At 65.3% G+C, this 26,056-nt stretch carries 31 protein-coding genes; 12 read left to right on the forward strand and 19 right to left on the reverse strand.

Going from position 1 to position 26,056, the window contains the following annotated elements; translation table 11 throughout:
• Window positions 1-48: 48 nt before the first annotated feature.
• On the reverse strand, window positions 49-2,931 hold the full coding sequence (locus DI606_RS02145) for a TonB-dependent receptor (protein ID WP_293979435.1): 2,883 nt from the start codon (window positions 2,929-2,931) through the stop codon (window positions 49-51).
• 370 nt (window positions 2,932-3,301) lie between these two features.
• Between DI606_RS02145 and DI606_RS02150 the strand changes: the two genes are divergently transcribed.
• Window positions 3,302-3,838, forward strand: coding sequence for a hypothetical protein (locus tag DI606_RS02150; RefSeq protein ID WP_293979594.1), 537 nt, complete (start codon window positions 3,302-3,304; stop codon window positions 3,836-3,838).
• Here DI606_RS02150 and DI606_RS02155 read toward each other — a convergent pair whose 3' ends face one another.
• From DI606_RS02155 to xseA, 3 genes are read right to left on the reverse strand one after another with little or no spacing between them, the layout of a single operon-like run.
• On the reverse strand, window positions 3,839-4,684 hold the full coding sequence (locus DI606_RS02155) for a M23 family metallopeptidase (RefSeq protein WP_293979436.1): 846 nt from the start codon (window positions 4,682-4,684) through the stop codon (window positions 3,839-3,841).
• Between the two features lie 8 nt (window positions 4,685-4,692).
• The gene (locus DI606_RS02160; protein ID WP_293979438.1) at window positions 4,693-4,905 is read right to left on the reverse strand and encodes a DUF2093 domain-containing protein; all 213 of its coding nucleotides are present in this window, start codon (window positions 4,903-4,905) and stop codon (window positions 4,693-4,695) included.
• A 19-nt stretch (window positions 4,906-4,924) separates the two neighbouring features.
• A complete protein-coding gene (xseA, locus tag DI606_RS02165) occupies window positions 4,925-6,394 on the reverse strand; it encodes an exodeoxyribonuclease VII large subunit (protein WP_293979439.1) in 1,470 nt (489 codons plus the stop codon).
• 7 nt (window positions 6,395-6,401) lie between these two features.
• Between xseA and purD the strand changes: the two genes are divergently transcribed.
• Together purD and DI606_RS02175 are read left to right on the forward strand one after the other, a co-directional pair.
• Window positions 6,402-7,679 (forward strand): phosphoribosylamine--glycine ligase, encoded by a 1,278-nt coding sequence (gene purD / locus DI606_RS02170; RefSeq protein WP_293979440.1) that lies wholly within the window; start codon window positions 6,402-6,404, stop codon window positions 7,677-7,679.
• 63 nt (window positions 7,680-7,742) lie between these two features.
• On the forward strand, window positions 7,743-8,276 hold the full coding sequence (locus tag DI606_RS02175) for a hypothetical protein (protein WP_293979441.1): 534 nt from the start codon (window positions 7,743-7,745) through the stop codon (window positions 8,274-8,276).
• Between the two features lie 6 nt (window positions 8,277-8,282).
• On the opposite strand, the gene DI606_RS02180 is transcribed toward DI606_RS02175, so the two are convergent.
• From DI606_RS02180 to DI606_RS02210, 7 genes are all read right to left on the reverse strand, one after another.
• On the reverse strand, window positions 8,283-9,329 hold the full coding sequence (locus DI606_RS02180; protein WP_293979442.1) for a LacI family DNA-binding transcriptional regulator: 1,047 nt from the start codon (window positions 9,327-9,329) through the stop codon (window positions 8,283-8,285).
• A gap of 66 nt (window positions 9,330-9,395) precedes the next feature.
• Window positions 9,396-9,920, reverse strand: a complete 525-nt coding sequence (gene pal / locus DI606_RS02185) for a peptidoglycan-associated lipoprotein Pal (RefSeq protein WP_293979443.1) — start codon at window positions 9,918-9,920, stop codon at window positions 9,396-9,398.
• A 106-nt stretch (window positions 9,921-10,026) separates the two neighbouring features.
• The gene (gene tolB / locus DI606_RS02190) at window positions 10,027-11,361 is read right to left on the reverse strand and encodes a Tol-Pal system beta propeller repeat protein TolB (protein ID WP_293979444.1); all 1,335 of its coding nucleotides are present in this window, start codon (window positions 11,359-11,361) and stop codon (window positions 10,027-10,029) included.
• Entirely contained in the window at window positions 11,358-12,422 is a 1,065-nt protein-coding gene (locus DI606_RS02195; RefSeq protein WP_293979445.1) for a cell envelope biogenesis protein TolA, read from the reverse strand. The genes tolB and DI606_RS02195 overlap by 4 nt, the downstream gene beginning before the upstream one ends.
• A gap of 18 nt (window positions 12,423-12,440) precedes the next feature.
• Entirely contained in the window at window positions 12,441-12,917 is a 477-nt protein-coding gene (tolR, locus tag DI606_RS02200; RefSeq protein ID WP_293979446.1) for a protein TolR, read from the reverse strand.
• Between the two features lie 34 nt (window positions 12,918-12,951).
• Window positions 12,952-13,656 (reverse strand): protein TolQ, encoded by a 705-nt coding sequence (gene tolQ, locus DI606_RS02205; RefSeq protein ID WP_293979447.1) that lies wholly within the window; start codon window positions 13,654-13,656, stop codon window positions 12,952-12,954.
• On the reverse strand, window positions 13,653-14,117 hold the full coding sequence (locus DI606_RS02210; RefSeq protein WP_293979449.1) for a YbgC/FadM family acyl-CoA thioesterase: 465 nt from the start codon (window positions 14,115-14,117) through the stop codon (window positions 13,653-13,655). The genes tolQ and DI606_RS02210 overlap by 4 nt, the downstream gene beginning before the upstream one ends.
• Before the next feature lie 182 nt (window positions 14,118-14,299).
• On the opposite strand from DI606_RS02210, the gene DI606_RS02215 reads away from it, so the two are divergent.
• Window positions 14,300-15,178 carry a 3-hydroxyacyl-CoA dehydrogenase NAD-binding domain-containing protein gene (locus DI606_RS02215; RefSeq protein ID WP_293979450.1) on the forward strand — a complete coding sequence of 293 codons (879 nt, stop codon included), beginning with the start codon at window positions 14,300-14,302 and terminating at the stop codon, window positions 15,176-15,178.
• A 7-nt stretch (window positions 15,179-15,185) separates the two neighbouring features.
• On the opposite strand, the gene pspF is transcribed toward DI606_RS02215, so the two are convergent.
• The gene (pspF, locus tag DI606_RS02220) at window positions 15,186-16,217 is read right to left on the reverse strand and encodes a phage shock protein operon transcriptional activator (RefSeq protein ID WP_293979451.1); all 1,032 of its coding nucleotides are present in this window, start codon (window positions 16,215-16,217) and stop codon (window positions 15,186-15,188) included.
• A gap of 186 nt (window positions 16,218-16,403) precedes the next feature.
• Here pspF and DI606_RS02225 point away from each other — a divergent pair, with 186 nt between their 5' ends.
• The 7 genes from DI606_RS02225 to DI606_RS02255 all read left to right on the forward strand — a co-directional run bounded on the left by DI606_RS02225 (window position 16,404) and on the right by DI606_RS02255 (window position 18,848).
• A complete protein-coding gene (locus DI606_RS02225; protein WP_293979454.1) occupies window positions 16,404-16,577 on the forward strand; it encodes a hypothetical protein in 174 nt (57 codons plus the stop codon).
• An 85-nt stretch (window positions 16,578-16,662) separates the two neighbouring features.
• Window positions 16,663-17,331 (forward strand): phage shock protein PspA, encoded by a 669-nt coding sequence (gene pspA, locus DI606_RS02230; protein ID WP_293979456.1) that lies wholly within the window; start codon window positions 16,663-16,665, stop codon window positions 17,329-17,331.
• Between the two features lie 4 nt (window positions 17,332-17,335).
• Window positions 17,336-17,602, forward strand: coding sequence for an envelope stress response membrane protein PspB (gene pspB / locus DI606_RS02235; protein WP_293979458.1), 267 nt, complete (start codon window positions 17,336-17,338; stop codon window positions 17,600-17,602).
• Between the two features lies 1 nt (window position 17,603).
• The gene (gene pspC / locus DI606_RS02240) at window positions 17,604-17,984 is read left to right on the forward strand and encodes an envelope stress response membrane protein PspC (RefSeq protein ID WP_293979459.1); all 381 of its coding nucleotides are present in this window, start codon (window positions 17,604-17,606) and stop codon (window positions 17,982-17,984) included.
• A 30-nt stretch (window positions 17,985-18,014) separates the two neighbouring features.
• The gene (locus tag DI606_RS02245) at window positions 18,015-18,302 is read left to right on the forward strand and encodes a hypothetical protein (RefSeq protein ID WP_293979460.1); all 288 of its coding nucleotides are present in this window, start codon (window positions 18,015-18,017) and stop codon (window positions 18,300-18,302) included.
• Between the two features lie 28 nt (window positions 18,303-18,330).
• Window positions 18,331-18,582, forward strand: a complete 252-nt coding sequence (locus tag DI606_RS02250; RefSeq protein WP_293979461.1) for a hypothetical protein — start codon at window positions 18,331-18,333, stop codon at window positions 18,580-18,582.
• A 32-nt stretch (window positions 18,583-18,614) separates the two neighbouring features.
• Complete coding sequence (locus DI606_RS02255) at window positions 18,615-18,848, forward strand: hypothetical protein (RefSeq protein ID WP_293979462.1); 234 nt, start codon at window positions 18,615-18,617, stop codon at window positions 18,846-18,848.
• Between the two features lie 43 nt (window positions 18,849-18,891).
• Here DI606_RS02255 and pheT read toward each other — a convergent pair whose 3' ends face one another.
• The 6 genes from pheT to hisN form a co-directional block, all read right to left on the reverse strand.
• Window positions 18,892-21,309 (reverse strand): phenylalanine--tRNA ligase subunit beta, encoded by a 2,418-nt coding sequence (gene pheT / locus DI606_RS02260; RefSeq protein ID WP_293979463.1) that lies wholly within the window; start codon window positions 21,307-21,309, stop codon window positions 18,892-18,894.
• Window positions 21,306-22,397: a phenylalanine--tRNA ligase subunit alpha gene (pheS, locus tag DI606_RS02265; RefSeq protein WP_293979465.1), complete on the reverse strand. Its 1,092-nt coding sequence runs from the start codon at window positions 22,395-22,397 to the stop codon at window positions 21,306-21,308. The genes pheT and pheS overlap by 4 nt, the downstream gene beginning before the upstream one ends.
• 70 nt (window positions 22,398-22,467) lie before the next feature.
• The gene (locus DI606_RS02270) at window positions 22,468-23,082 is read right to left on the reverse strand and encodes a LysE family translocator (RefSeq protein ID WP_293979466.1); all 615 of its coding nucleotides are present in this window, start codon (window positions 23,080-23,082) and stop codon (window positions 22,468-22,470) included.
• Between the two features lie 84 nt (window positions 23,083-23,166).
• Window positions 23,167-23,529, reverse strand: a complete 363-nt coding sequence (rplT, locus tag DI606_RS02275; RefSeq protein WP_007711871.1) for a 50S ribosomal protein L20 — start codon at window positions 23,527-23,529, stop codon at window positions 23,167-23,169.
• Window positions 23,530-23,542: 13 nt separating this feature from the next.
• Window positions 23,543-23,746, reverse strand: coding sequence for a 50S ribosomal protein L35 (gene rpmI / locus DI606_RS02280; RefSeq protein WP_066699836.1), 204 nt, complete (start codon window positions 23,744-23,746; stop codon window positions 23,543-23,545).
• Window positions 23,747-23,882: 136 nt separating this feature from the next.
• A complete protein-coding gene (gene hisN, locus DI606_RS02285) occupies window positions 23,883-24,695 on the reverse strand; it encodes a histidinol-phosphatase (protein ID WP_293979467.1) in 813 nt (270 codons plus the stop codon).
• A gap of 76 nt (window positions 24,696-24,771) precedes the next feature.
• Here hisN and DI606_RS02290 point away from each other — a divergent pair, with 76 nt between their 5' ends.
• Window positions 24,772-25,008 carry a hypothetical protein gene (locus DI606_RS02290; RefSeq protein WP_293979469.1) on the forward strand — a complete coding sequence of 79 codons (237 nt, stop codon included), beginning with the start codon at window positions 24,772-24,774 and terminating at the stop codon, window positions 25,006-25,008.
• 6 nt (window positions 25,009-25,014) lie between these two features.
• Here DI606_RS02290 and DI606_RS02295 read toward each other — a convergent pair whose 3' ends face one another.
• Window positions 25,015-25,950 (reverse strand): ribose-phosphate pyrophosphokinase, encoded by a 936-nt coding sequence (locus DI606_RS02295; protein ID WP_293979471.1) that lies wholly within the window; start codon window positions 25,948-25,950, stop codon window positions 25,015-25,017.
• Window positions 25,951-26,056 lie beyond the last annotated feature (106 nt).

Here is a 26,056-nt window from a genome sequence, read left to right on the forward strand (position 1 = left end):
GGCCGCCAATCGCTTGGCGGCCCATCATTCTTACGTTCCGTTCTCGGATCAGAAGCGTAGGCTTGCAGTCATCGAGAAGCGGCGACCCAGCACATCGTAGATGGTCGGGAAGGTGTTGCTCTGCTCACCGTTACCACCGTTCTGCGTGCTTGCAGCCAGCGGCGGCGTCTTGTCGAACAGGTTCACAATGTTGCCACGCAGCGTGAAGTTGTCGTTCACGTGGAAAGCCGTCGACAGATCGAAGTAGTTGATCGCCTTGAAGCGTTCCGAAGCATAGACCGTGTCTGGATCGTCGTCATGCGACGAACCTACATAGCGCCAGAAGAACGACAGCTCGAACTTTTCGGTGTCCAGCGTGGTACGGAACGTGTGGCGCCACTTGGGCGTCGGAACGCCGCAGTTGGCACCGAAGGCCCCGGCGCAGTTGTAGGTCAGGTTCTGACCGACGACCGGCGTGAAGTCGTTCTTCAGCAGACGCGTACCATCGAACGAGAAGATCAGGTTGGCTTCCTTGCCACCCAGAATCTCGCCGATGCCGATACGATAGGTAGCGTTGGCGTCGATACCACGGTTCTTCAGGCCGCCGCTGTTGACGTAACCGTCGCGGAAGCTGTCGATTTCACCGATCGAGTTACGCGAGATACGGCTGCAATAATCCTGGTTGAAGCTGTTGAAGCACAGGTTGCCGATCGACTGCGTACCCACACCGCTGGTGATGTAGTTATCAATCTTGATGTTGTAGTAATCGACGGTAGCGCTGAAGCCGCGCAGAGCGCGAGGCTGGAACACGACACCGACGGTATAGGTCTTCGCCGTTTCTTCACGCAGACCCGAGTTACCACCGAGGAAGCGAACCGGGTTGACGTTGTTCGGATCCTGGATGGCCGCGTTGCCGATGTTCGTCAGCGGAGCGCCCGCTGCGTTGAATTGGGCGACGCAGATCGCGTTCAGCTGGCCGGTACGAGCTGCGGCAGTGCCGCACTGGTCCGCATTGCCATCGAAGCTGACAGTGTTGCCGAGGAACAGTTCGTTGACGCTCGGACCGCGAACGGCCTTCTGATACTGACCACGGAAGGTGATGTCTTCTATCGGCGACAGTTCAGCGCCAGCCGACCAGGTGAAGACGTTGCCGGGCGCATTCGAATATTTCGAATAGCGAGCCGCACCGTTGAGGTCGAGGCGATGGATGATGCTGTCACGAAGCAGCGGCATGCGGACTTCGCCGAAGAACTCGGTCACGTTGTACGAACCCGAGGTCGCCTGACCGGGGTTAAAGCCTGCGACGTTACCGCTTGCAAGATAGGTGTCGGGGTTAACCGAACCGGCTTCCTTGCGGTATTCCACACCTGCCGCGACACCCACACCGCCTGCGCCCAGATCGAAGATCGAGGGGTTGGTGACAGCGAAGGAAGCGACCTGCGTGGTATAGGTTTCGACGTTGGTCGCGGTGATCGCCAGGTTCTTGGCTGCCGCATCGCTCAGCTGATCGAAGCCGAAGATGTTGGCGGGAACGCAACCCGAAGCGCGAGCCGAGGCGTCGGCGCAAACCAGGGCACCGTTCAGTAGAACGTTGTTTGTCGCCTGCAGGAACTTGTCGATCGCGACGTTACCGGCCTGACGCTGCGTATTCTTGGTGTGCGAATACATGTAGTATGCGTCGTAGCTGAAGCCAGCGCCGATATCGCCCTTCATGCCGGTCACGAAGCGATAGGCATTGCGGTCGTCGTCGTTGATGCGCGGGCCAAGCTGCGTCGTGCGATAGTTGAAGTTCGCGTTCACATAGCCGTTGCCGTCGGTATCCAGCGTGCGCAGCGCATTCTGGAGAGCAGGCGTGAAGAAGGTCGAGTTCACGTAGAGCGGGATCTGGCCGATCACGCCGTCGCCGAAGGGCGTGCCGTTGCTGATCGGGGTCGGAGCCAGCTGAGCGGCGACGCGATTGTTGACGAACTGCGCTTCCAGGTAAGGCTGGAACGCATCGCTGATTTCATAGTGGGCCATCGCCGACACGACGAAGCGCTTCTGCGGCACCTGCAGATAGTTGATCGGCGCATAGTTGTATGCGTCGGTCGCACCGACATAACAGGTGTTGACGCTGCCGGCGAAGTCCTGCGTGTCGCAGCCCAGGCCCGAAGCGGCGCCGAGGCCGGGGACGGTGATGCGGCCCTGCGGAACCGACGGCGAACCGCCCGTGGTGAAGGTGCCGTCACCATTGTCGACCAGAGCGTTGCGAGCGAAGCCGCGCGCACCGGCCAGAACGGCCTTACGCTGCGTGTAGCCGACAAACACGGTCGCGTTGCCGCGGCCATCTTCGAAATTGCCACCGATCGTGCCGTTGACGTCCCAGACGGCACCGTCGCCGCGGTCGGTCAGGTCATAGCTGCTGTTGACGGCAACGCCCTGGAAGTCACGCTTCAGGGTGAAGTTGACGACACCGGCGATCGCGTCCGAACCATAGACAGCCGACTGGCCACCCGTCACTACGTCTACGCGCTCGATTAGTGCGGACGGGATGGTGTTGAGGTCGACGATCTGGTTGACGTCGTAAGACATGTAGCGACGGCCGTCGACCAGCACCAGCGTACGTTGCGAGCCGAGACCGCGAAGATTGACGGTGGCGACGCCGCCGCCGGGGTTGTTCGATGCAGAACTGGTCGTCGCCGTCACCTGCGGCAAGTCGTTCAGCACGTTTTCGATGTTGCTAGAACCGCCCTTGAGGGCGATGTCGCCGGCGCTGACGACGTTCAGCGGGCTGGTGCTGTCGAGGTCAGGGCGTGCGATACGCGACCCGGTAACGACGATGACCGATTCACCGTTCGCGTCTGCAGCCTGCGGCGCATCCTGCGCGACCGCAGCCGTCGCGATCAAAGACACGCCCAGGATCGCCGGAGCGGCGCTGGCACGCAGAAGTGCCCTCTTCGAAAATGTTTTCACGGTCCAGTCCCTTGCTCTGGAGTTTGGCAGATCATCTGCCACTTAAGTGGCCCAGACAGGGGGACTTGGTGCCCGACAGCATTCCCCCCATATGGATCGGGTGAAACTGCAAGGGGTTAGGCGCGCTGTAAAGCGGGCGAGAAGGACATGCTCTGCTTTTGGAGTGCTATGTATCAAAAATGCAACAACGCGAAGCGTCGGCGTTTTGCGGGGTGCGGCAAGATAATTACGTCGGCCGTTCCTTTGGTGTAGCAAAGATGCTTCTTATGTGATGTGAGCGGGCGACATGCATTGCCGCGCAGGCGCGGTGTTGACGCATCTGGCTGGCAGTGCATTGATGTGGCGACATTCAGGCAGGGATCCGGATATGATGAAGACAGGCTTGTTGGCGAGCGCCGTCGCGGGGGTGTTGATGAGTGGGGGAGCGGTCGCGGCACCCAAGTTGCAGCCGCGTCCGGAAATATTTACCAACCTCCTGCAATGCCGCGGCATTGCCGATAATGCGGAACGGCTTGCCTGCTTCGATCGACAGGTAGGCGAGATGGACGTGGCTGCTCAGCGAGATGAAGTGGTCGTGCTCGATAAGAGCGAATTGAAGAAAACGCGAAAGACTCTTTTCGGCTTTTCATTCCCCAAATTGCCTTTCCTGGGGGGCGGGGATGATGACGATCAAGCAAGGGAAGAGGGTTTCAGCCATATCGAAACCACAATCGGGTCACTCCGCGCGCTTGGCTACGACAAGTGGCAGATCGGGCTGGAAGACGGAGCGCAGTGGATGACCACCGAAGCCATTACCGGTTCTGCGCCCAAGGTGGGCCAAAAGATCGAGATCCGTCGCGCCGCCATGGGCAGCTTCTTGGGCAAGGTGAACGGCGGTCGGGCGGTTCGGATGAAGCGCGTTCGCTGATCAACGAGCGTTCGGCATCGGCCCTGCCACCAGCATGGGGTCGATGCGGGCGTCGTTCCATTTCATGCCCCAGTGCAGATGCGGTCCCGTGGCTCGACCGGTTGCACCGATCGCGCCGATCCGTTGCCCCTGCCGGACATGGTCGCCGACCCCCACGTCGATGCGGGACAGGTGCAGGAAGGCACTGTTGAGGCCATGACCGTGGTCGATCATCAGCAAGTGCCCCTCCAGCGTATAAGGCTTGTCGCTGGCGGCAAGGATCACGACACCGTCGGCCGGCGCGACGACGGGCTCGCCGGTCGCCCCGGCCACATCCACTCCGCTGTGATAGGCGCCGGGCACGCCCTGATAGACGCGCTGCGACCCAAACAGGCCGGATATGCGACCGATGCGCGGCCATACGAAGGATTGCCGCCACCCGTCCGCATCGGTCACGATCCTGCGAGCGGCAGCGATTGCGTCCAGTTCGGGGCGCCGGATCGCCAGGAAGGCGTCATTGTCCTTTGTGGGGCGCAGCGGCGCGTCGATCCTCTCGATGCGCCAGTCCCGTGGCGCAACCGTCAGGCTTCGGTCAACGGTGCGCCCGTCCCGCAAGCGGGCCTGAAGCCGCGCGGCGGGCAAGGCATCGCGGTCGAAACCGATAAGGAACCGTCCATCGGCATCCATGGCAACGGGCTTGCCGTCGAATTGCAAGGCCATGGTCCCATCGGGTGCCTGTCCCGTCACGATCCCGCCCTGCACGGGCGTGCCCGTCAGTGCGAACCCTTCCGCCCGGCTCGACGCGACCTGCTGCGGAAAGGCCGGAGCCACCGGCAACAATGCCGCCGCCGCCGAGACGATCAGCATGGCCGGCCTCATCGGATAACGCCCGCTTTCAGCGCCGCTTGCGTGGACGCTTCGGCGTTCGCATAGGGTTCCTGTCGCGCGACGCTCCAATAGCGCAACTGATCGAGCGGGATGCGTTCACCGCTGACGGCGCAGACGACATGATCCCCTGCTTGCAGCACGCGGAAACTGTAGGGCAGGTAGCGGAGCCGGGCGGGCCGGTCCCGGTTGGACATCAGCATAGATCGGCCTTTCTTTCGGTCATAGGGAAAACAGGTCCTGTTGCGGTGCATCCTCGCGGTCGCGCCCGCGCCGTGGCGGACGGGGCGGGGGTGCGACGGCGCTTTCCGTCACCGCGGCGCCGACAGTACCGTCGTGGAAATGCAGCGTCACCGCGCCCGCTTCCCGCGCTGTATCGACGCTGCGCACGACCCGGTCGCCTGCCATCACCCGCGCATAGCCCCTTTGTAGCGGCAGGTCGGGGTCGAGCGAGGCGAAATGGCGGGACACGCGATCGAGCGCAGTGGTGCGCTCGGCGAGCGCGCGGGTAAGAGTATCGGGACGCAGCGTCAGTCTGTCCAGCCGTTCCCCCGCCCGGCGCACATATTGGCGCAGCAGCGGCGGGCGCAGCGCCGCGCCCGCGTCGCTCAAATGCGCGCGCGCTTCCGCCAGCCGGTGCCGCATCCCATGTTGCAATGCCAGCGTCGCATCGTCGAGCCGCTGGCGTTGAGGGCTAAGCAGCGTATCGGGCGTCGGCATCAGCCGCACCTGCATGTCCAGCCGCTCGCGTGCCTGGGCTGCGCTGCGGCGCACCGCGCGTCCCGCGCGCAACCCCATTTCGCCAAGCCCCGCCAGCAGCTCGGCCCGCACCGGCACCGCCATTTCCGCTGCTGCCGTCGGCGTCGGCGCGCGCCGGTCGGCGGCGTAATCGCACAGGGTCGTGTCCGTTTCATGCCCCACCGCCGAGATGATCGGAATGGTGCACTCCGCGACCGCTCGCACCACAATCTCTTCGTTGAAGCTCCACAGATCCTCGATCGATCCGCCGCCACGCGCCACGATCACCAGGTCGGGACGCGGAAGCGGACTTCGGTCGTCCATCGCGGAAAAGCCGCGCACCGCCGCTGCCACCTGCTCCGCCGCGCCCTGCCCCTGCACCAGCACGGGCCACAGCAGCACGTCGGTCGGGCAGCGATCCGAAAGGCGATGCAATATGTCGCGGATGACAGCGCCCGTGGGCGACGTGACGACGCCGATGGCCCGCGGCAGGAAGGGAAGCGCCTTCTTGCGCTCCGGCGCGAACAGACCTTCGGCCGCCAGCTTGGCCTTGAGCTTTTCGAGCAACGCCATCAGCGCGCCTTCGCCCGCCAGCTCCATGCGGTCGATCACGATCTGATATTTGGACCGCCCGGGATAGGTAGTGAGCTTGCCGGTGGCGATCACTTCCACCCCATCCTGCGCGGCGAAGGCTAGGCGCTGCGCCCCGCCTTTCCACATCACCCCGTCGATAACGGCATTGTCGTCCTTGAGGCAGAGGTAGAGGTGCCCCGAAGCCGCGCGCTTGAACCCCGAAATCTCGCCGCGTAGCCGGACATGGCCGAACCGGTCCTCCACTGTGCGCTTCAGGGACGCGGACAATTCGCTGACGGTCAGCGGCGGCGCGTTGTCGCCGGCCCGCTCCTCGGCTAACAGGCGACCCGAACTGTCATAGGCGTCATATTCCGGGGACATGGGCGAAATGAACATCCTTCTGTTGGGCGGCGGTGGCCGCGAACATGCGTTGGCGTGGAAGCTGGCGCAATCGCCCCGGCTGTCGACCCTTTATGCCGCGCCGGGCAATCCGGGCATAGCCCAGCATGCGCAACTGGTCGACCTCGACGCCACGGATCATCGCGCGGTGCTCGATTTCACCGTCCGTCATTCGATCGGCCTTGTCGTCATCGGCCCGGAAGCGCCGCTGGTGGACGGGCTCGCCGACAATCTGCGCACCATCGGCGTACCGGTCTTCGGCCCTGGCAAGAAAGCGGCCCAGCTGGAGGGGTCGAAGGGCTTCACCAAGGATTTGTGTCAGCGTGCGGGCATCCCCACCGCCGCCTATGTCCGCGTCACGAGCAAGGATGGCGCAATCGCCGCGCTCGACGATTTCGCGCTCCCCGTCGTCATCAAGGCGGACGGCCTCGCGGCGGGCAAGGGCGTCATCATCGCCCAGACCCGCGATGAGGCGCTTGCCGCCCTGGACGACATGTTCTCGGGCGCGTTCGGCGCGGCGGGCGAGGAAGTCGTGCTGGAGGAATTCATGACCGGCGAGGAAGCGAGCTTCTTCGCACTGACGGACGGCAGCGTCATCCTGCCCTTCGGCTCGGCGCAGGATCACAAGCGCGTGGGCGATGGCGATACCGGTCCCAACACCGGCGGCATGGGCGCCTACAGCCCCGCGCGCGTCCTGACGCCCGATCTGGAGCGTCAGGTGATCGACACCATCGTCCGCCCGACCGTCGATACGCTGGCCGCCGATGGAATGCCTTATTCGGGCGTCCTCTACGCGGGCCTTATGCTGACGGACGAAGGCCCCAAGCTGATCGAATACAACGCCCGCTTCGGCGACCCTGAATGCCAGGTGCTGATGATGCGTTTCGACGGCGACCTCATCGATCTGCTGCTGGCGGTGGCGCAGGGGCGGCTGGCCGAACAGGGGCCGGTCACGCTGGCGGATCGCACGGCGCTCACGGTCGTCATGGCGGCGAAGGGCTATCCCGGCACGCCCGAAAAGGGTGGCGCGATCGAAGGGATCGAAACGGCGGAATCGACAGGGGCGAACGTCTTCCACGCGGGCACCGCGCAGCGCGACGGCAAGCTGGTGGCAAGCGGAGGGCGCGTGCTCAACGTCACGGCGACCGGCGGTTCGGTGGCGGAAGCGCAGGCCGCCGCCTATGCCGCCGTCGATGCCGTTGATTTCCCGACAGGCTTCTGCCGCCGCGACATCGGCTGGCGCGAAGCGGCACGCGAACGCGGTTGACGCCCTTGCGCATCGGGGCGCGATATCCCTAGATGTCGCCGGAACCGACACGGGGAGAGCGCGATGCAGGAATTCTTCATGGACTATGGGCTGTGGCTGCTGATCGGCCTGCTGGTCGTCATCGCCCTCGTTTTCCTCCTGTCGGGCAAGCGCAGGGACGATGCGGAAACGCAAGCGCCCCCTGCCACCGTCGTCGACGCCCCGGAAGTCGAAGTCGCGGCGATCCCGCCGGCAGCGCCGCAGCCCGCCTCCCCGCCTTCAGTGTCGCCCAGCGCGCCGCCGGTAGAGCCCGATCCTGCCCCGCTCGCCGCCGCGCCCGAACCGGCCTTGCAGCCTGTGGCGGCGGCATCGGACGGGCAGGCGGACGATCTGCTGAAGCTCAAGGGCGTCGGGCCCAAACTGCACAATCTGTTGATCGAACTTGGCGTCACCCGCTTTTCCCAGATCGCGGACTGGTCGGACGCGGACATTGCCGCCATCGACGCGCGGCTCGGCAATTTCAAGGGCCGTCCGGTGCGCGACCAGTGGGTGGATCAGGCGAAATATCTCGCCGCCGGCGATATCGCGGGCTTCGAGGCGAAATACGGAAAACTCTGACGGGGTTCAGTGGCTTGCAGGCACTGCGTCCGACTGGCGACGGATCAGCTGATAGTCGAGCTTCACCTTGCCGATGATGTCTTCCGCCCCGTCGTCCTGACTGCGAAAGCGCATGGCGAGCAGGCCGATGGCTTCGCGGCTCATGTCGCGGATCGGTTGGCGGATGGTTGTCAGCGCAGGCCAGATCGCGCTGGCGAGCGGCGTGTCGTCGAAACCGCAGATGCTGATGTCGGCGGGCACGTTGATGCGCCGCTGGTGCGCGACCGTGATCGCGGCGGCGGCCATATCGTCGTTGCAGGCGAAGATCGCGGTAGGCCGCTCGTCCAGGGTCATCAGCCGCTCTGCGGCATCCAGTCCTGACCGGTAGCTGAAATCGCCCGGCACGATGAGCGCCGGGTCGATATCGATCCCATGCTGCGTCAGCGCATCGCGAAAGCCCTGCACGCGCCGCGCATTGGCCCTGTGGCGCGGGTTGCCCTCGATAAAGGCGATCCGCCTGTGACCCAGTTCGATCAGGTGCCGGGTGAGGTCGTAGGCGGCGTGGCGGTCGTCGGTTCCGACCGCCAGCATGTCAGGCCCGTCGCGATCCGGCGCGACCGACACCACGACGATGTCGCGCGCGCGCAAGCCCTCCACCAGTTCCTCCCAGTCGCAGAGCGGCGGCGGCAGGATGACGCCTGCGACGTGCGCCTGTGCCACCTGGTCGACGATCTCGGCGGCGAATGCGCCGGGCGCGCATTGTTCGACGACCAGATGCAGATGACGCAGTGGCGCTTCGCTGAGCGCGCCCAGCAACAACTCGCCCAGATAGGCGGAGGTCGTGCTGTTGCTGTGGAGCAGCGCCACGCGCCGGTCGGCGCTGCCTGCCAGGGCGCGGGCCGACGCGTTGGGCACATAGCCCAGTGCGCGCACCGCCTCCTCTACTGCCCGCCGCGCCTTGTCGCTCACCAGCGCCTTGCCGTTGATGGCGCGGGATGCGGTCATGACGGACACCCCTGCAAGGGCGGCGACATCCCGGATCGTGGGCAATTTGGCAGAGCGCGGCTTTTCCATCGTCCCCGTTCCTAGCGTGGAACGGGGACGAGGCAAATCATCCTTAAGGACGGAAAGCGCCGGGGATCAATATTGAACCGTGACCGTCACCGCGCGACGGTTCTGCGCCCATGCCGCTTCGTCGGAACCCAGCGCGGCGGGCCTCTCCTTGCCGTAGCTGACGGTCGTCATGCGGCTGGGCGCGATGCCGAGCGAGGCAAGATAGTTTTTAGTCGCATTGGCCCGGCGTTCGCCCAGCGCGATGTTGTAATCGCGCGTGCCGCGCTCGTCGGCATGGCCTTCGATCGTGACGCGGACGCTCGGATTCTGCTGCAACCAGGCGGCCTGGCTCTGAAGCGTCGCCTGATCCTGCGCATCGACGTCATATTGGTCGAGGCCGAAAAAGATGCGGTCGGACGCAACCGATGCCATGAAATCTTCCTGGCTGCCCTTGCGAACGGTGCCGGTCGATGTACCGGTCCCACCGGTCTGGCTTCCCATCCCGGCACTGTTGTCGACGGGCGCCGGCGGCAGTTGCTTGGGCGGTTTCTTGGAACAGGCGGCCAGCGCGATGACGGCGGTGGCCGCGATCAGGGTCCGGGACAATTTCATCGGGGTCTCCTCTTCGAATATGTCGCCTGTCCACCAAAGATGCGCCATGGTCTGCCTAAGGCGCCGGGCGGTCAAGCGGGGCGGGGTGGTAGGTCGGTATCGCGGTTCAGGGCAGCAACGGTCCCCAGGCCGGGTCCGATCCGCTGAGCGGAGTCGGGATGCGCCGTTCGTTGACGCCGGTCAGATCGACCTGCCACACTTGGCTGCCGCCGTCGCGACCGGGAGTCGTGCGGAAGAATTGCAGCACCCGGCCGTTGGGCGACCATGTCGGCTGTTCGTCCTGCCAGCCGTTCGTCAGGATGCGCTCATTGTCGCCGCTGGGCGTCATGACCGCGATCTTGAAGTCGCCCGACAGCTTGGTGAAGGCGATGAGGTCGCCGCGCGGGCTCCATTCGGGCGTGGCATAACGGCCTCCGCCATGGCTGATGCGGCGCTGGTTCGATCCGTCCGCGTTCATGACATAGATTTGCTGCCCGCCCGACCGGTCGCTTTCGAACACGATCCGGCTGCCGTCGGGTGAGAAGCTGCCGCCGACATCGATGCCCGGCGAGGTGGTCAGCCGTACCGGCGTTCCGCCGCCGACGGGGATCTTGTAGATGTCGGTGTTGCCCGACACCGCCATGGAAAACAGGATGGTCCGCCCATCTGGCGACCAGCGCGGCGCGAAGGTGGGATTGTTGCTTTCCGTCACCAGCTTTTGCTGCCCCGTGCCGATATCGTAGATGTAGATGCGCACCCGGCTGCCCAGATAGCTCACATAGACGATCGACTTGTAATCGGGCGAAAAGCGCGGCGTCAGCGCCAGCGACTGGCCGTTGGTGATGAACCTGTGGTTCGCGCCGTCCGAATCCATGATGGCGAGCCGTTTGGTCCGGTTCCCCTTGGGGCCGCTTTCGGCGATATAGGCGATGCGGCTGTCGAAGAAGGGGCTTTCGCCCGACAGCCGGGCATAGATGGCGTCCGCGCATTTATGCGCCGCGCGCCGCCAGTCCCTGGGCGAGACGACATAGCCCTGCCGCGTCAGCTCCTGCTTCAGCGCCACGTCGTAGAGATAGCATCCCACCGTGATGTCGGCTTCCCCGCCGCTCGTGCGCACGAAGCCCTGCACCAGCGCCTGATAAGCACCCCATTTGGCGTAGGCGGGGTTGGTCACTTCGGGGAATGCGACTATAGGCAGGCCGCCCGGCCCCGATGGATCGAACAGGCCCGATCCCTTAAGGTCGGACGCGATCACCTCGGCGATCTTGCGGCCAAGATCGGTGGCGCTGCCCGCAGGCGTATCGGCTTCCTGCTGAGCGGGGAGAGGGGGAACGGCAATCTTGAGATTGCTGTCGATGTCGCCCGTCACGTCCACCGAAAGCTGCGCCATGGCGGGCGCTGCGATCGTCGCCGCCAGTGTCGCGATGGCCAGCGACAGGCGGTGCCAGAAAATGCTCTTCATCGGTTCAGCCTCGCGTCAAAGCGGAGTGGCCGCAGCCATTTCCATTGGTCATAAAATTCGCCGGGTAAATTCCGGAAAGGCGACGCCAGTTTCACCGCCTGGATCGCGCGCTCGGCATGAAGCTTCGCCTGCGGGCGGTTGCTGGCGGTGACGCCCTGCTGGTCGATCACTTCCGGCTGGCCCACGACATTGCCGTTCTGGTCGAGCCGCACTTCCAGCAGGGTCACCAGCTTGTCGGCGTCCGCGCCCGAAGGCGGGCGCCAGTGCGGCTTCAACTGCCGCCGGATTTCGGCGTCCAGCGCGGCTTTCTGCTGTGGCCCCATCGTTGCGGCGGCGGGCGGCGCGGCCTTGCGCGGAGCGTCGTCGCTGGTGTCGATGCCTTTGAGGAAATCCTTGCCGAGCAAAGACCCACGCGGCTTGTCCGCCTTGCCCTGGCCCGATGGCGCAGCCGCCGCCTTGGCCTTTCCTTCGCCGGTCTTTGCAGGAGCAGCGGTCTTGGCTTCGCTTTTCGCCGGCTTGGCGGACGTGGAGGGCTTGGCGTCCGTCTTTGTCGGCTTGGATGGGGCAGGCGCGGCGGCCTTGGGCTTTTCCGGAGCGGATTTTGCCTTGGGTGCGGGCTTTTCCGGCGCAGGCTTGGGCTTTGGTTTGGGCTGCGCCTTCGCCACCTCTTTCCGGGGCGGCGTGGGCTTGTCTTTCGGTTTTGCCGGTTCTTCCTTCGCCACTTTTTTGGGAGGCGGTGGCGGAGCGGGCGTCGGCTTGGGCTGCGGTTGCGGCTTGGGCGGCGGCGCGGGTGCAGGCTCAGGCTGCGGTTCTGGTTCGGGCGCGGGTTTGGCGTCTTCGGTCGGTCCCTTCTCGGGCGCGACACTGGGCGGCGGGGGCTGGGTCGACACCTGCGGCGCGCTCGATTGCAGCGCTACGTCGTCCACCAGGCTGACGTCCATCGGCGGCGACTTGAGCTTGATCGGATTGGGCGTCGCCAGGAACCCGACCGACAGCAATCCGAACAGCAGGACATGCCCCGCCGTCGCGACGCCCAGGCCGATCTTTTCCGCGCGCTCCATGATCCTGACCTATGGCCCCTATTCTGAACCGGCGCTGACATCTCGGGCTTCGCCCCCACCCTCGGCACCGGTGCTGACCAGTGCCACCTTGTTGAGGCCCGCGCGGTTGAGTTCGCCCATCACCCGCATCACCCGCCCATAGTCCAGCGCGGTGTCCGCGCGCAGAAAGATTTGCGGCGGCTCCGCCTTGCCTGCGTTGGCGGACATGATTTCGGCGAGACGATCGGGCAGGTCGGCGTCGCTGATCTGCGTCTCGTCGATGAAGAGCCCGCCGTCGCGGTCGATCGACACCACGGTCGGCTTGGCGTCGGCGTCCAGCCCCTTGGCGCGCGTTTCGGGCAGGTTCACCGGCACGCCCGTCACCAGCAGCGGCGCGGTCACCATGAAGATGATGAGCAGCACCAGCATCACGTCGACCAGCGGCGTCACGTTGATGTCCGCCATCGGCGCGCGCCCGCGCCCGCGACGGCTGGAGGGCGGCCCGGACATCGCCATTATCGCGCGCCCCTGCGGACAGCGGAGCCGCGGATCATCGCTGCGCCTCCAATTCGCGGCTCAACGTCGCGTAAAAGCCGTCGGCAAAGCGCGACAGAGCGGATTCGAGACGATTGATGCCATGGCTGAAGCGGTTGTAGGCGATGACCGCCGGGATCGCGGCGAACAGGCCGATGGCGGTCGCGAACAGCGCTTCGGCGATGCCGGGCGCGACGACCGCCAGGCTGCTATTCTGTTCCGCCGCGATCGAGGTGAAGGCCCGCATGATCCCCCATACCGTGCCGAACAGGCCGACGAAGGGCGCGACCGACCCGATCGTCGCCAGCACGTTCAGCCGGTCGGACAGGCGGTCTATCTCCGCCGCGATCGCGCTCGCCATCGATGTGGAGAGGCGGTCGCGCGTGCCTTCGCGGTCGATCACCCGCTGCGCGGTCGAGCGACGCCATTCGGTGACGCCCGCCGCCATCACCTTGGCAGCCGGAAATTCAGCCTTGCCGCGTGTTTCGTAAAAGCGGTCGATATCCTCCGCCTTCCAGAAATCGCCTTCGAAAGCGCGGCTTTCCTTCGACGCGCGACGCAGCGTCACGGAAAAGCCGATGATGATCGCCCAAGTCCAGATGCTGGCGAGCAACAGGCCGATCATCACGCCCTTGACGACGATATCGGCCTGAAGAAACAGCGCCAACGGGGAGAGGGTCGCGGCGTCGGATATCGCAGCGGCAGGCAGGTTGAGGCTCATGGGTGAATGTCTTCCCCTTGCAACAGGCGGGTGTAAATGTCGGTCCAGGCTTTCGGCTGGCGCTGCGGGCGGCCCTGCGGCGTCAGCCAGGCGACGGCGATGCGTGCGGTCGTCAACTCTTCATCGTCCCGCACGACCGATTGCGCAATGGTGCAACTGGCCGCCTTCACTTCGGTCACGCGGCTCACGACCGTCAGGTCATCGTCCAGACGCGCCGGGCGGCGGTATCGGATCGACAGGTCGGCGACGGCATAGACGCCATGCCCGCCCTCATGCTCGCCGCGCTGGTCGATGCCCGCGATGCGCAGCATGTCCGACCGCGCGCGTTCCATATAGCGCAGATAATTGGCATGGTAGACAAGGCCGGAAAGGTCGGTGTCCTCGAAATAGACGCGCAGCGGAAAGTGATGCACGGCGGCCACGAAGCGTCCGGACGCGGGCATCAGGGTGGGCAGGGACATGGGGCGGCTTTTAACCATGGCGCAGGCGCGACGCAAAGCGGGAAATCGACGGGCCTAGGCGATCCGTCGGCACTTTTTCGTCTTCCTGCCTCTCGGCAAACGGACAGGGCTCTCCCTCTGGTGGCTCGACCGGCGTGGCGCTATGGCGAAGGGCAGCTTTTTGGCATGGAGGGAAATGACGGATGAAGGATTTTCAGACGATCGGCGTGATCGGCGCCGGCCAGATGGGCATCGGCATTGCCCAGGTGTCCGCTCAGGCGGGCTATGACGTCATCCTGTCCGACATCGACCTGCCCCGTGCCGAAAAGGGCAAGGCGAACATCGCCAAGCTGCTGTCGCGCGCGGTCGAAAAGGAAAAGATGACGCAGGCCGACGCCGACGCGACGCTGGCGCGCATCGCCCCCGTGGGCGAGATCGCCCCATTAAGCGAGGCGCAGTTCGTGATCGAGGCCGCGACCGAGCGGGAAGAGGTGAAGCGCGCGATCTTCGCCGATGTGGGCAAGCTGCTCGCCCCCGACGCTATCCTCGCGACCAACACATCCTCGATCCCCATCACCCGACTGGCGCAGGCTGCGCCCGACGCGGGCCGGTTCATCGGCCTCCATTTCTTCAACCCCGTGCCGGTCATGGTTCTGGTCGAGGTCATCCGCGGGCTTGCCACCGCGCCCGAAACGGTCGCTGCGGTGGAAGCCTATGCGACCCGGATCGGCAAGACCGCGGTCCATGCGTTCGACGCGCCGGGTTTCGTGGTGAACCGCATCCTGCTCCCCATGCTCAACGAAGCCGTGTTCGTGCTGGGCGAGGGCGTGGGCAGCGTCACCGACATCGACCAGGGTTGCAAGCTCGGGCTCAACCATCCGATGGGCCCGTTGACGTTGCTCGATTTCGTCGGCCTCGATACCGCGCTCGAAATCCTGAACGTGTTTCTCAGCACGACCGGCGATCCCAAATATCGCCCCGCACCGTTGATGGTGAAATATGTCGAAGCGGGCTGGTATGGGCGCAAGACCGGGCGCGGCTTCTACGATTATTCGGGACCGGAACCGGTGCCGACCCGCTGACCGGGCGTCATGCTGCGCTCAGACCGTGTTTCTTCATGCAGTGGCGCAGCTGGTCGTAGGTAAGGCCCAGGCCCTTGGCCGTCGCGCGCTGGTTGTAGCGGTGCCGCTCCAGCGCCGCGCGCACGATCGCGGCCTCATGCGCGTCGACGGCGGCGCGCAGGTCGCTGATCGCATCGAGGGCGCAGGATAAGGTCGCGGGCGCTGCTCCTGCGGGCGGGGCGGCGACCGGCGCCTCCGCCCCGCGCGGCATGAGGGACTTGGGCTTCCACGGCGACGCGAAGGGATCGAAAGTGATGCGGCTGATCGGTCGGCTCGGCTCGTCCCAGCGATAGACCGCGCGTTCCACCACATTGCGCAGTTCGCGCACATTGCCCGGCCAGTCATGCGCTTCCAGCTCGGCGGCGCAGGCGGCGGAAAAGCCCGGCCATTGCGGCCAGTTGAGTTCCGCCGCCATGCGCCTGCCGAAATGATCGACCAGCACGGGCACATCGCCTTCGCGCGCGCGCAGCGGGGGGAGGGTGATGACCTCGAAACTCAACCGGTCGAGCAGGTCGGGGCGAAAGCGCCCGGCATCGGCGGCGGCGGGCAGATCCTCGTTCGTCGCCGCGACGATGCGCACGTCGACGCGCAGCGGGCGCGATGCGCCGATGCGTGTCACCTCGCCATATTCGATGACGCGCAGCAGCCGCTCCTGCGCGGCCATCGACAATGTCCCCAGTTCATCGAGGAACAAGGTGCCCCCGTCCGCTTCCTCGAACCGGCCCGGTCGCGCCTTGGTCGCGCCGGTGAACGCGCCCTGTTCGTGGCCGAACAGTTCCGCCTCGATCAGCGTTTCGGGGAGGGCGGCGCAGTTCATCACGATCAGCGGTTCGCCCCAGCGGGGGGAGAGGTGGTGCAGCCGCTCGGCGATCAATTCCTTGCCGGTGCCCCGCTCGCCGATCACCAGCACCGGCCGGTTGAGTTCGGCGGCACGCCCGGCCAGCTCGACCGCGTCGAGGAAGGCGAAGCTCTGGCCCACGAACTGCGTATTTTTCTCCATGCGCCAACTTATGGTGAAATTTCCTATTCGTTGGCAAGTGGCATGTTTGCCTTGGGCCGCCGCATAAGTTAAAAAACGGCAGAAAACTGGGGTTTTTGGCAAATTGGCACGGCCTCTGCAATGCTATGGGCAATCCGCACCGAAACAGCGGAACCACATGAAGGCCAAGGTTCAGGGAGTATCGAAATGCAAAAGGAAACCACCAACGTTCGCGAAATCGGCCAGCTTATGTCTGTCGCCATCGCCGCCGTCCTGTTCGGATCGACCATGGTCCTTTCGGCGGTCGGTCCGGCCCGCGCCAGCGAAGCCCCCGTTCTCGCGATCCATGACGCCCCCGCTTCCATGCGCTATCTGGCGTAAGGGAAGCGATATCAGGCCGGGGCGGGAAGCCCCCTCTCGCCCGCCCCGGCATCGCACATGAGACAAGACCAGGAGTGACGTTCAAATGGGTATTTTCTCCCGCACCCGCGACATCATCGCCGCCAATGTGACTGACCTGCTCGACAAGGCGGAAGATCCGGCGAAGATGATCCGCATGATCATCCTCGAAATGGAGGAAACGCTGGTCGAGGTGCGCGCGTCCGCCGCCCGCACCATTGCCGACCAGAAGGAAATGCGCCGCCACATCGCCAAGCTGACGGCTTTGCAGGACAGCTGGACCGACAAGGCGCAACTGGCGCTCAGCAAGGATCGCGAGGATCTGGCCAAGGCCGCGCTGGTGGAAAAGCAGAAGGCCGCCGACATGGCCGAGCAGCTCAATCACGAGATCTCGACCCTGGACGAGGCGCTGGCCGCTTCGGAAGAGGACATCGCCAAGCTTCAGGCCAAGCTGCGCGAAGCCCGCGCTCGCCAGAACAGCATCGTCACCCGCATTCAGAGCGCGGAAAATCGCCTGCGCGTGCGCGAAGCCTATGCCGGTGAGAAGGTCAACGAAGCCTTCGCCCGTTTCGACATGCTGGAACGCCGCGTCGACATCGCCGAAGGCCGCGCCGACGCCATGAACCTGGGTCAGCAGCCCAAGACGCTGGAAGAAGAGATCGCCGAGCTCAAGTCATCCGACAAGGTCGATGCCGAACTCGCCGCGCTCAAGGCGTCGATGAACAAGGGGGGCTGAACCGATGGAAGACATCTTCCTCCCGATCATGGTCTGCGGCATGCTGTTCATCGGCATGCCCTGGCTGATCTTCCACTATGTCACCAAGTGGAAGCAGGCGCCCAAGATCACCGATGAGGACGAGAAGCTGCTGGACGAACTCCACCTTCTCGCCCGCCGCATGGAAGAACGGCTGCAAACGGTCGAACGGATCGTCGCCGCCGACAATCCCGATTTCCGCCCCGCACGTCCGCAGGAGACGGACGACTACAGCTTCGACCGGAGGAACTGACATGAGCGCCCGCCGTACCAAATTCTACCTCGACAAGAAGAATGGCAAATGGATGGGCGTGTGCTCGGGCATCGCCGACTATACCGGGATCGATGTGGTCTGGGTCCGGGTCGGCGCCGTCCTCATCACGCTGATGGGTGCCTTTCCCTGGTCGCTGATCGCCTATTTCGCCGCCGTCTACTTTGCCGACAACAAGCCTTCGGGCCTCTATGCCGACCGGGACGACGAGAAATTCTGGCAGGGCGTGCGCACCAACCCTGCGCGCTCCACCCGCGATGTGCGCTCCAAGTTCCGCGACATCGACCGCCGCCTGTCGGACATCGAAATCTACTATACCAGCCGCAACACGCGCCTCGCCGACGAAATCGACAGCCTGCGCTGAGCAGCCCGAGACGAAACAGGGAGATCAATCATGCAATGGTCCTGGCTCTTTCCCGTCCTGATTTGCGCCTGTGTCGCGGGCGGTACGATCCTGAACACCTGGATCCGCGCGAAGCACGGCTATCCCCTGGAGGATGATGCCGGAAACAGCGTTCATCGAATGGACGCCGACGCCGGTCGAAAAATCGATCTCCTATCGAGCGAAAACGAAAAGCTGACGGGCCGCATCAGCCGCCTTGAGGAACGGATCGCCGTGCTGGAGAGGATCGCCACCGATCCCGCCGTCCGCACCGCCCGAGAAATCGACGCGCTGCGCTGACCCGGTCGCGCAAGGAAGGAAGACATATATGAATTCGTTCGAAATGGTCGTCGCCATCATCGCGATCGTCGGCATCGTCCAGATCGTGAAGGCCAAGATGGGCGTCGTGCGCCGCGACCGGGGCGAGGATTTCGCCCATCGCGGTCCGGACCCGGAGGCCGAGCGCCTGCGGGCCGAGGTCAAGGGGCTGAAGGACCGGGTCGCCGTGCTGGAACGCCTCGCGACCGACAGTTCCACCGCGCTGGAGCGGGAATTCGACAAATTGCGCGAGCGCGACTGACCGCTCGGCACGCTTCGACAGGGAGGCACTCCATGCAAGACCCCACTCTCTACATCACCCTGGCGACCACCACCGTTGCAGGTGTCGCCATCGTCGCGGTCACGGCGCTGCGCGGCTGGAACGGCTGGCTCGACTATAAGCGCGCCGAACTGATCGGCCAGCCGCGCGAAAGCGCGCCGCCGTCAGCCGCCGCGCGGATCGAGGTCGCCGACCTCAAGGAACGCATCCGCAAGCTCGAAGCGATCGCGGCAGGCGTCGACCTTTGATGCGCTGGACGGGGGTCTGCCCCGTCCGCGCATCTCCGAACGATCAGGCCCTGAGGCTTCCGCCCAGCTTCTGCGCCGCCTTGACGATCGCAGCGCTGATCGCTTCCAGCTCTTCCTGACCGAAGCTCTTCTCGCCCGGCTGCAACGTCACCTCGACGGCCAGCGACTTTTGCCCTTCGTCCACGCCCGGCCCGGCGAAGACATCGAACAGGCGCACGTCGACGATGCTCTTCTTGTCCGCGCCTCTGACCGCGCGGACCAGGGCGTCGGCCTCCAGATCGGCGGGAACGAGGAAGGCGAAGTCGCGCTTCACCGCCTGGAGCGGCGGCGGCGCATAGGGCGCGCGAAGCGATCCGCTCCGCCGCCGCGCGGGAATGGCGTCGAGGAAGATTTCACCCGCGACCGTCGTGCCGGTCAGGCCGAACTGTCGGGCAAGGGCGGGGTGCAGCACGCCATATTCGGCCAGCACCGCCTTGGGGCCAAGCCGCAACGTGCCGGACTGGCCCGGATGATAGGCCGCCGACGCGTCGCCGAAGTTCTGGAGATTGGCGACCGGCGCGCCCGCCGCGGCCAGCAGCGCCAGCAATTCGGCCTTGGCGTCGAACGCGTCGAACGCCTGCGCCTTGCCCGATCGCCAGCCGCGCGCGGTCTTCTCGCCCGCCAGCACGAAGCCCACCGTCGCTCGTTCGCCCTGTGCGAAATAACGGCGACCGATCTCGAACAGGCGAACGGACGATGCCCCGCGATCCATGTTGCGCCGCGTCGCCGACAAAAGCCCCGGCAGCAGCGAGGGGCGCATGACCTTCAGTTCCTCCGATATCGGATTGGCGAGCGTCCAGTGCCCGCCGCCCACGCTTGCGGCTTCCTTCTCGGACAGGAAAGACCAGTTGACCGCTTCGGCAAGGCCGCGTGCCGCCGCCGTCCGGCGGACGCGCCGCTCGACCAGCTGTTCGGGCGTGGCGGTGGGACGCGCGACGCCCGGCATGCGGGGCAGGGGTGTCGATGGCACATGGTCCAGCCCGACGATCCGCACCACTTCCTCGACGATGTCGGGCCATCCGTCCACGTCGCGCCGCCAGCTCGGCACCGTGACGGTCCACTCGCCGCCCACATCGACCGGCATTCCGTCCTGATATTCGATGCTCCGCGCTTCGCCGCTGACGGCAAAACCCAGCTTGGCGAGGATGCGCTTCTGTTCGTCGGCGGGCACATCTACCCCGGCCAGCGCCAGGCACCGTTCGGGCCGATAGGCAATCGTCCGGGGAACCACCGGCGGCGCACCCACGCGCGTCGCTTCGCTTGGCGTACCGCCGCACAGATGGGTGACGAGGAATGTCGCGATCGACAGGCCGTCGTCGAGGAAGGCGGGGTCGACCCCGCGCTCGAACCTTCCGCGCGCGTCGGACGCAAGGCCGAGCTTCTGCCCCGTCACCGCGATCCGCTCCGGCGTGAAATAGGCGCATTCGATCAGCACGTCGGTCGTGCCGTCCTGCGCGCCCGAATGTTCGCCGCCCATGATACCGCCGATGTCGTGGACCGCCTCGTCGTCGGCGATCACGGTCATCGTTTCGTCGACCGTATAGGTCTTGCCGTTGAGCGCCAGCACCTGCTCGCCCGCCCGGCCCCGCCGCGCAACGAGCCCGCCGCGGAGCGTGCCGAGGTCGTAGACGTGCAGCGGGCGCCCAAGGTCGATCATGATGTAATTGGTGATGTCGACCAGAGCGCTGATCGGCTTCTGGCCGATGGCTTTGAGCTGCTTTGCCATCCATTCGGGCGACGCGCCGTTCTTCACCCCGCGCACGATACGGCCGTAGAAGGCGGGGCAGCCTTCGGCATCCTCGATGCGGATGTCGGGGCCGGGGCCTTGTTCCGCGATCTGCGGCACGATGATGTCGTTGAGCGTGCCGAGACCCGCCGCCGCCAGATCGCGCGCGATCCCGCGCACGCCCATGCAGTCCTGCCGGTTGGGCGTCACCGACACGTCGATCACCGGATCGTCGAGGCCCGCCCACCGGGCATAGACCTGGCCCACCGGCGCGTCGTCCGCCAGTTCGATGATCCCGTCATGATCCTCGCCCAGTTCCAGTTCGCGGAAGGAGCACATCATGCCGTTGGATTCGACGCCACGGATCGCGGTCTTCTTGAGCACCATGCCGTTCACCGGCACCACCGCACCCTCGACCCCGAACACGCCGACCAGTCCCGCGCGCGCGTTGGGCGCGCCGCATACGACCTGAAGCGGCACGCCGTCGCCCTGGTCGACGGTCAGCACCTGCAACTTGTCCGCCTGCGGATGCCGTTCCGCTGTCAGCACCTTGGCGATCCGGAACGCGCCCAGCTTCTCCGCCGGATTTTCGACCCCCTCGACCTCCAGGCCGATGGCGTTCAGCGTCTTGAGGATAGTCGGCAGCTCCGCATCGGTGACCAGATGCGTCTTCAGCCATGAAAGAGTGAACTTCATGCGCCCACTCCCCCGCTCAGTGTCGGCACGTCGAGCGCCGAGAAACCATAATGTCTAAGCCAGCGCAGATCGCCGTCGAAGAAGGCTCGCAAGTCGTTCATCCCATATTTGAGCATGGCGAGGCGGTCGACCCCGGTGCCGAAGGCAAATCCCTGCCATTCGTCGGGGTCCAGCCCGCATGCCTCGATCACGCGGCGGTTGACCATGCCGCTGCCCAATACCTCCAGCCATCCGCCGTCGCTCGCGTCGCCATCGCCGCCGATGATCCGCTGGCCGTTCACCATCGTGTAGCCGACATCGACCTCGACCGACGGTTCGGTGAAGGGGAAATAGCTCGGGCGCAGGCGCAGGACGATGTCCTCCCGCTCGAAAAACGCCTTGAGGAAAGTTTCCAGCGTCCATTTGAGGTGGCCGAGCGTGATGCCCTTGTCGATCACCAGCCCTTCGATCTGGTGGAACATCGGCGTGTGCGTGGCGTCGCTGTCGCTGCGATAGACGCGGCCCGGCGCGATGATGCGAATGGGGGGCGTTGCGCTCATCATCGTGCGGATCTGCACCGGCGAGGTGTGCGTGCGCAGCAGCATCTTCCGGCCCGTTTCGTCATCGGGGAAATAGAAAGTGTCGTGCATCGCCCGCGCGGGGTGCGTCTCGGGAATGTTGAGCGCGGTGAAATTATGCCAATCGTCCTCGATCTCCGGCCCCGTTGCGACGGAAAAGCCCAGATCGGCGAAGATTTCCGCCAGTTCGTCCATCACCTGACTCACCGGATGGACGCTGCCCTGCGGAGCCGCGTCGACGGGCAGGGTCATGTCCACTCGCTCCGACGCCAGCTTCGCGTCCAGCGCCGCCTGCTCCAGCGCCGCCTTCCGGGCCGCGATCGCCGCCGTCACGCCTTCGCGCAGATCCTGGATCGGAGGCCCCTTCTCCAGCCGCTCGTCGGGCGACATCGCGCCGAGCGTCTTGAGCAGCGCCGTCACCACCCCGCTCTTGCCGAGTGCACCCACGCGCAGCGCGTCGAGCGCGTCGAGCGTATCGGCGGCCTCGATGTCGGCGATCAGGCCGGCTTTCAATGCGCTTGTTTCGGTCATCTTCTTTTCTCAATGCCTGTGCTGGCGGAACAGGACGCGCCTTAACCGCGCGCGGGCCGCAAGGAAAGGGTCAGGCGCGCGCGCCCAGCAGCGCCCCGCCGAAGCCGATGAAGAGCAGCCCGGTCCCCCGATTGAACAGCTTCTGCCGGTTGGCAGGTTCCAGCCAGCGGGCAAGGCGCGTGCCCCCCAGCGCATAGACGCCGTACCAGAAGCTCTCGATCGCCACGAAGCTGGCGATGAGGATGCCGAGCTGGAGCCAGAAGGGGCGGTCCAGCACGATGAATTGCGGGAAGAGCGCGGCGGCGAATACGATCAGCTTGGGATTGGACAGGCCCGTCAGCAGGCCGGTGGCATAGAGCGCGCGGTCCGACCGCACCGGTTGCGCCTCGCCCTTCTTGCCCACCGGCGCGCGCCATGCCTTGATGCCCAGCCAGACGAGATAGGCAACGCCTGCATAGCGCAACGTGTCGAACAGGCGCGGCGATGCTTTCAGCAAGGCGCCAAGGCCCAGCGCGGACGCGATCAGGCACAGCAACACCGCGCTCATCAGGCCCGCCATGGTCCTGATCGCCCGGCGCGGGCCATGGGCGATGCTCTGCGTCATCACATGCAACATGTTCGGCCCCGGCGTCGCCGAAATCAGGAAAACCGCCGTGACGTAAATCCACCAGAGATGCAGCGACATGGAAACGCCCCCTCGACTGACAAACGAAAAGGGCGCCGAAGGCATCTGCCCCGGCGCCCTTTGACGATCTTGCGATCCGTCGGATCAGGCCGCGGGCAGCGCAGCCTTCGCCTGGGCGATGATGGCGCTGAACGCCTCGCCTTCATGCATCGCGATGTCGGCCAGAACCTTCCGGTCCAGTTCGACGCCCGCCAGCTTCAGACCGTGCATGAACTGCGAATAGGTCAGGCCTTCGGCGCGAACGCCTGCGTTAATGCGCTGAATCCACAGACCGCGGAAGGTCCGCTTCTTCACCTTGCGGTCGCGATAGGCGTACTGGCCGGCCTTTTCGACGGCCTGGCGCGCGATGCGGATGGTGTTCTTGCGACGGCCGTAATAGCCCTTCGCCTGATCCAAAATCCGCTTATGCTTCGCCTTGGTGGTTACACCACGTTTGACACGTGCCATGGGTCAGAACTCCTTACTTGAGGCCATAGGGCGCCCACAGGCGCACATGACCGGCATCGGCGTCCGACAGGACGGACGTGCCGCGGTTCTGACGGATATATTTGGCATTGTGGCTGATCAGGCGGTGACGCTTGCCAGCGACGCCATGCTTGACCTTGCCGGTGGCGGTGAACTTGAAGCGCTTCTTCACACCGCTCTTGGTCTTCATCTTGGGCATTTTCGTCTCCTTTGTCAGCGCGACGATTACAGACAGCCACGGCAGCCCTCGTTAGCCGGGCGGTCTCACTGAATATCGCGAACGGCGGCCCTTAGTAGCCCTGCTGCAAAAAGGCAAGCGATTCGCCGTGTCGCCGTCAGGGATGGTGGTGGTCGTGCCCTGAGTCATGGATCGCTTCGAGAACGTCCTCCAGCCGTGCCGGATCGCCCAGCGCCAGCACATGGCCTGCGCTGTCCGCCGTCAGCGGCTCCCCGTTCCAATCGCACATCAGACCGCCCGCGCCCTCCACCACCGGCACGAGCGCAGCGAAGTCGTAGCTCTGCAAGCCCGATTCGATCACGATGTCGAGGAAGCCCGACGCCAGCAGCCCGTAATTATAGCAATCCCCGCCATAGACCGGCCCTTGGCGCGGCGAACCGCCCGACACCGCAGCGACGAGCGCCATATAATGCGGCACGTCCCCATCGGCGAAAAGGTGCGGGCTGGTCGTCGCGATGCCGGCGCCTTCCAGTTTGGAGCAGGCGCGCGTGCGCACGGGCTTGCCGTTGAAGCAGGTCGGTTGGCCGCTCATCCCGGCCCAGCGTTCGCGTGCGACCGGCTGGTCGACGATGCCGATTGTCGGCCACCCCCCTTGCGTCAGCGCGATCAGCGTGCCGAAGATCGGCCGCCCCGCAATGAAGCTGCGCGTTCCGTCGATGGGGTCCAGAATCCACACCCGCTCGGCATCGGCGCGATCCGATCCATATTCCTCGCCGACGATGCCGTCGCCCGGCCTTTCCTTCTCCAGGATCGCGCGGATCGCCGCCTCCGCCGCGCGGTCGGCCTGCGTGACGGGCGACTTGTCGGCCTTCACCTCCACCTCGTAGCGCGCGCGGAAGAAGGGGCGGATCGCCTCGCCCGCGGCATCGGCGAGGCGGTGGGCAAGGGCAAGGTCGTCGCGGGTTGTCATGGCGCAAGGCCCTAGCGGATCGCTTAAGCCTTCCGCAACCGTGCCGTTCTAGACAGGCGACGGGAAAGGGGCGGACATGGCGCTGATTGGCTGGATCGTGAGTTTCCTGGCGCTGTTCGGCGGCCTGGCATTGCGGCAGGACATGCCGATCGGCGGTTCGGACACGATATCCGACCTGCTGATCGCGCTTGCGGTGCTGGCCTGCCCGATGCTCTGGCGCGAAAAGCCGCTCGGCATTTCGCGCGGGCAGCGGATCGTCGTCGCGCTCATCCTCTTGTGCGCAACGCCGCTTCTCCTGATGCCGCCGACCTGACGCGGTTCAGTCGAACAGGCTGGACACCGAACTTTCGTCCGCGATGCGCTTGATCGCCTCACCCAGCAGCGGGGCGATGGGCAGGTGGCGGATGCGCTGGGCGCCGTTGACCGCGTCGGTGCCCTGGATCGAATCGGTGATGACCAGTTCGAGCAGGTCCGACGCCTCGACCCGCGCCACCGCGCCGCCCGACAGCACGCCATGGCTCACATAAGCGACGACCTCTTCCGCGCCGGCGGCCTTGAGTGCATTGGCCGCGTTGCAGAGCGTGCCCGCCGAATCGACGATATCGTCGATCAGCACGCAAAAGCGGCCCTTCACGTCGCCGATGATGTTCATGACTTCCGATTCGCCCGCGCGCTCGCGCCGTTTGTCGACGATGGCGAGCGGCGCGTTGTCGAGCCGCTTGGCGAGCGCCCTCGCACGCACCACGCCGCCCACGTCAGGCGACACGACCATCAGGTTGCGGTCGCCGAACCGCGCCTGGATATCGGCGGACATGACCGGCGCACCGAACAGATTGTCGGTCGGAATGTCGAAGAAGCCCTGGATCTGGCCGGCATGGAGGTCGACCGATAGCACCCGGTCGGCGCCCGCCGTGGTGATGAGGTTGGCCACCAGCTTGGCGCTGATCGGGGTGCGGGGGCCGGGCTTGCGGTCCTGCCGGGCATAGCCGAAATAGGGGACGACCGCCGTGATCCGCTTGGCCGACGCGCGTTTCAGCGCGTCGATCATGATCAGCAGTTCCATGAGGTTGTCGTTGGTGGGATAGGCCGTCGACTGGATGACGAACACGTCCTCGCCACGCACATTCTCGTGGATTTCGACGAACACCTCTTCGTCGGCGAACCGACGCACGCTGGCGTCGGTCAGGGGAATCTCGATATAATCGGCGATGGCGGCCGCGAGCGGCTTGTTGGAATTGCCGGTCATGAGCTTCATGGCCAAGACTCCCCGAAATGACGTGACGGAACGATGACGGTACGCAAGACGCGGCCCCTGTAGCGGCGGGCGACGCGGGTGGAAAGGCGTTTTGCGCCCGTACGCA

Source organism: Sphingobium sp., assembly GCF_003248505.1.
Lineage (GTDB): Bacteria > Pseudomonadota > Alphaproteobacteria > Sphingomonadales > Sphingomonadaceae > Sphingobium.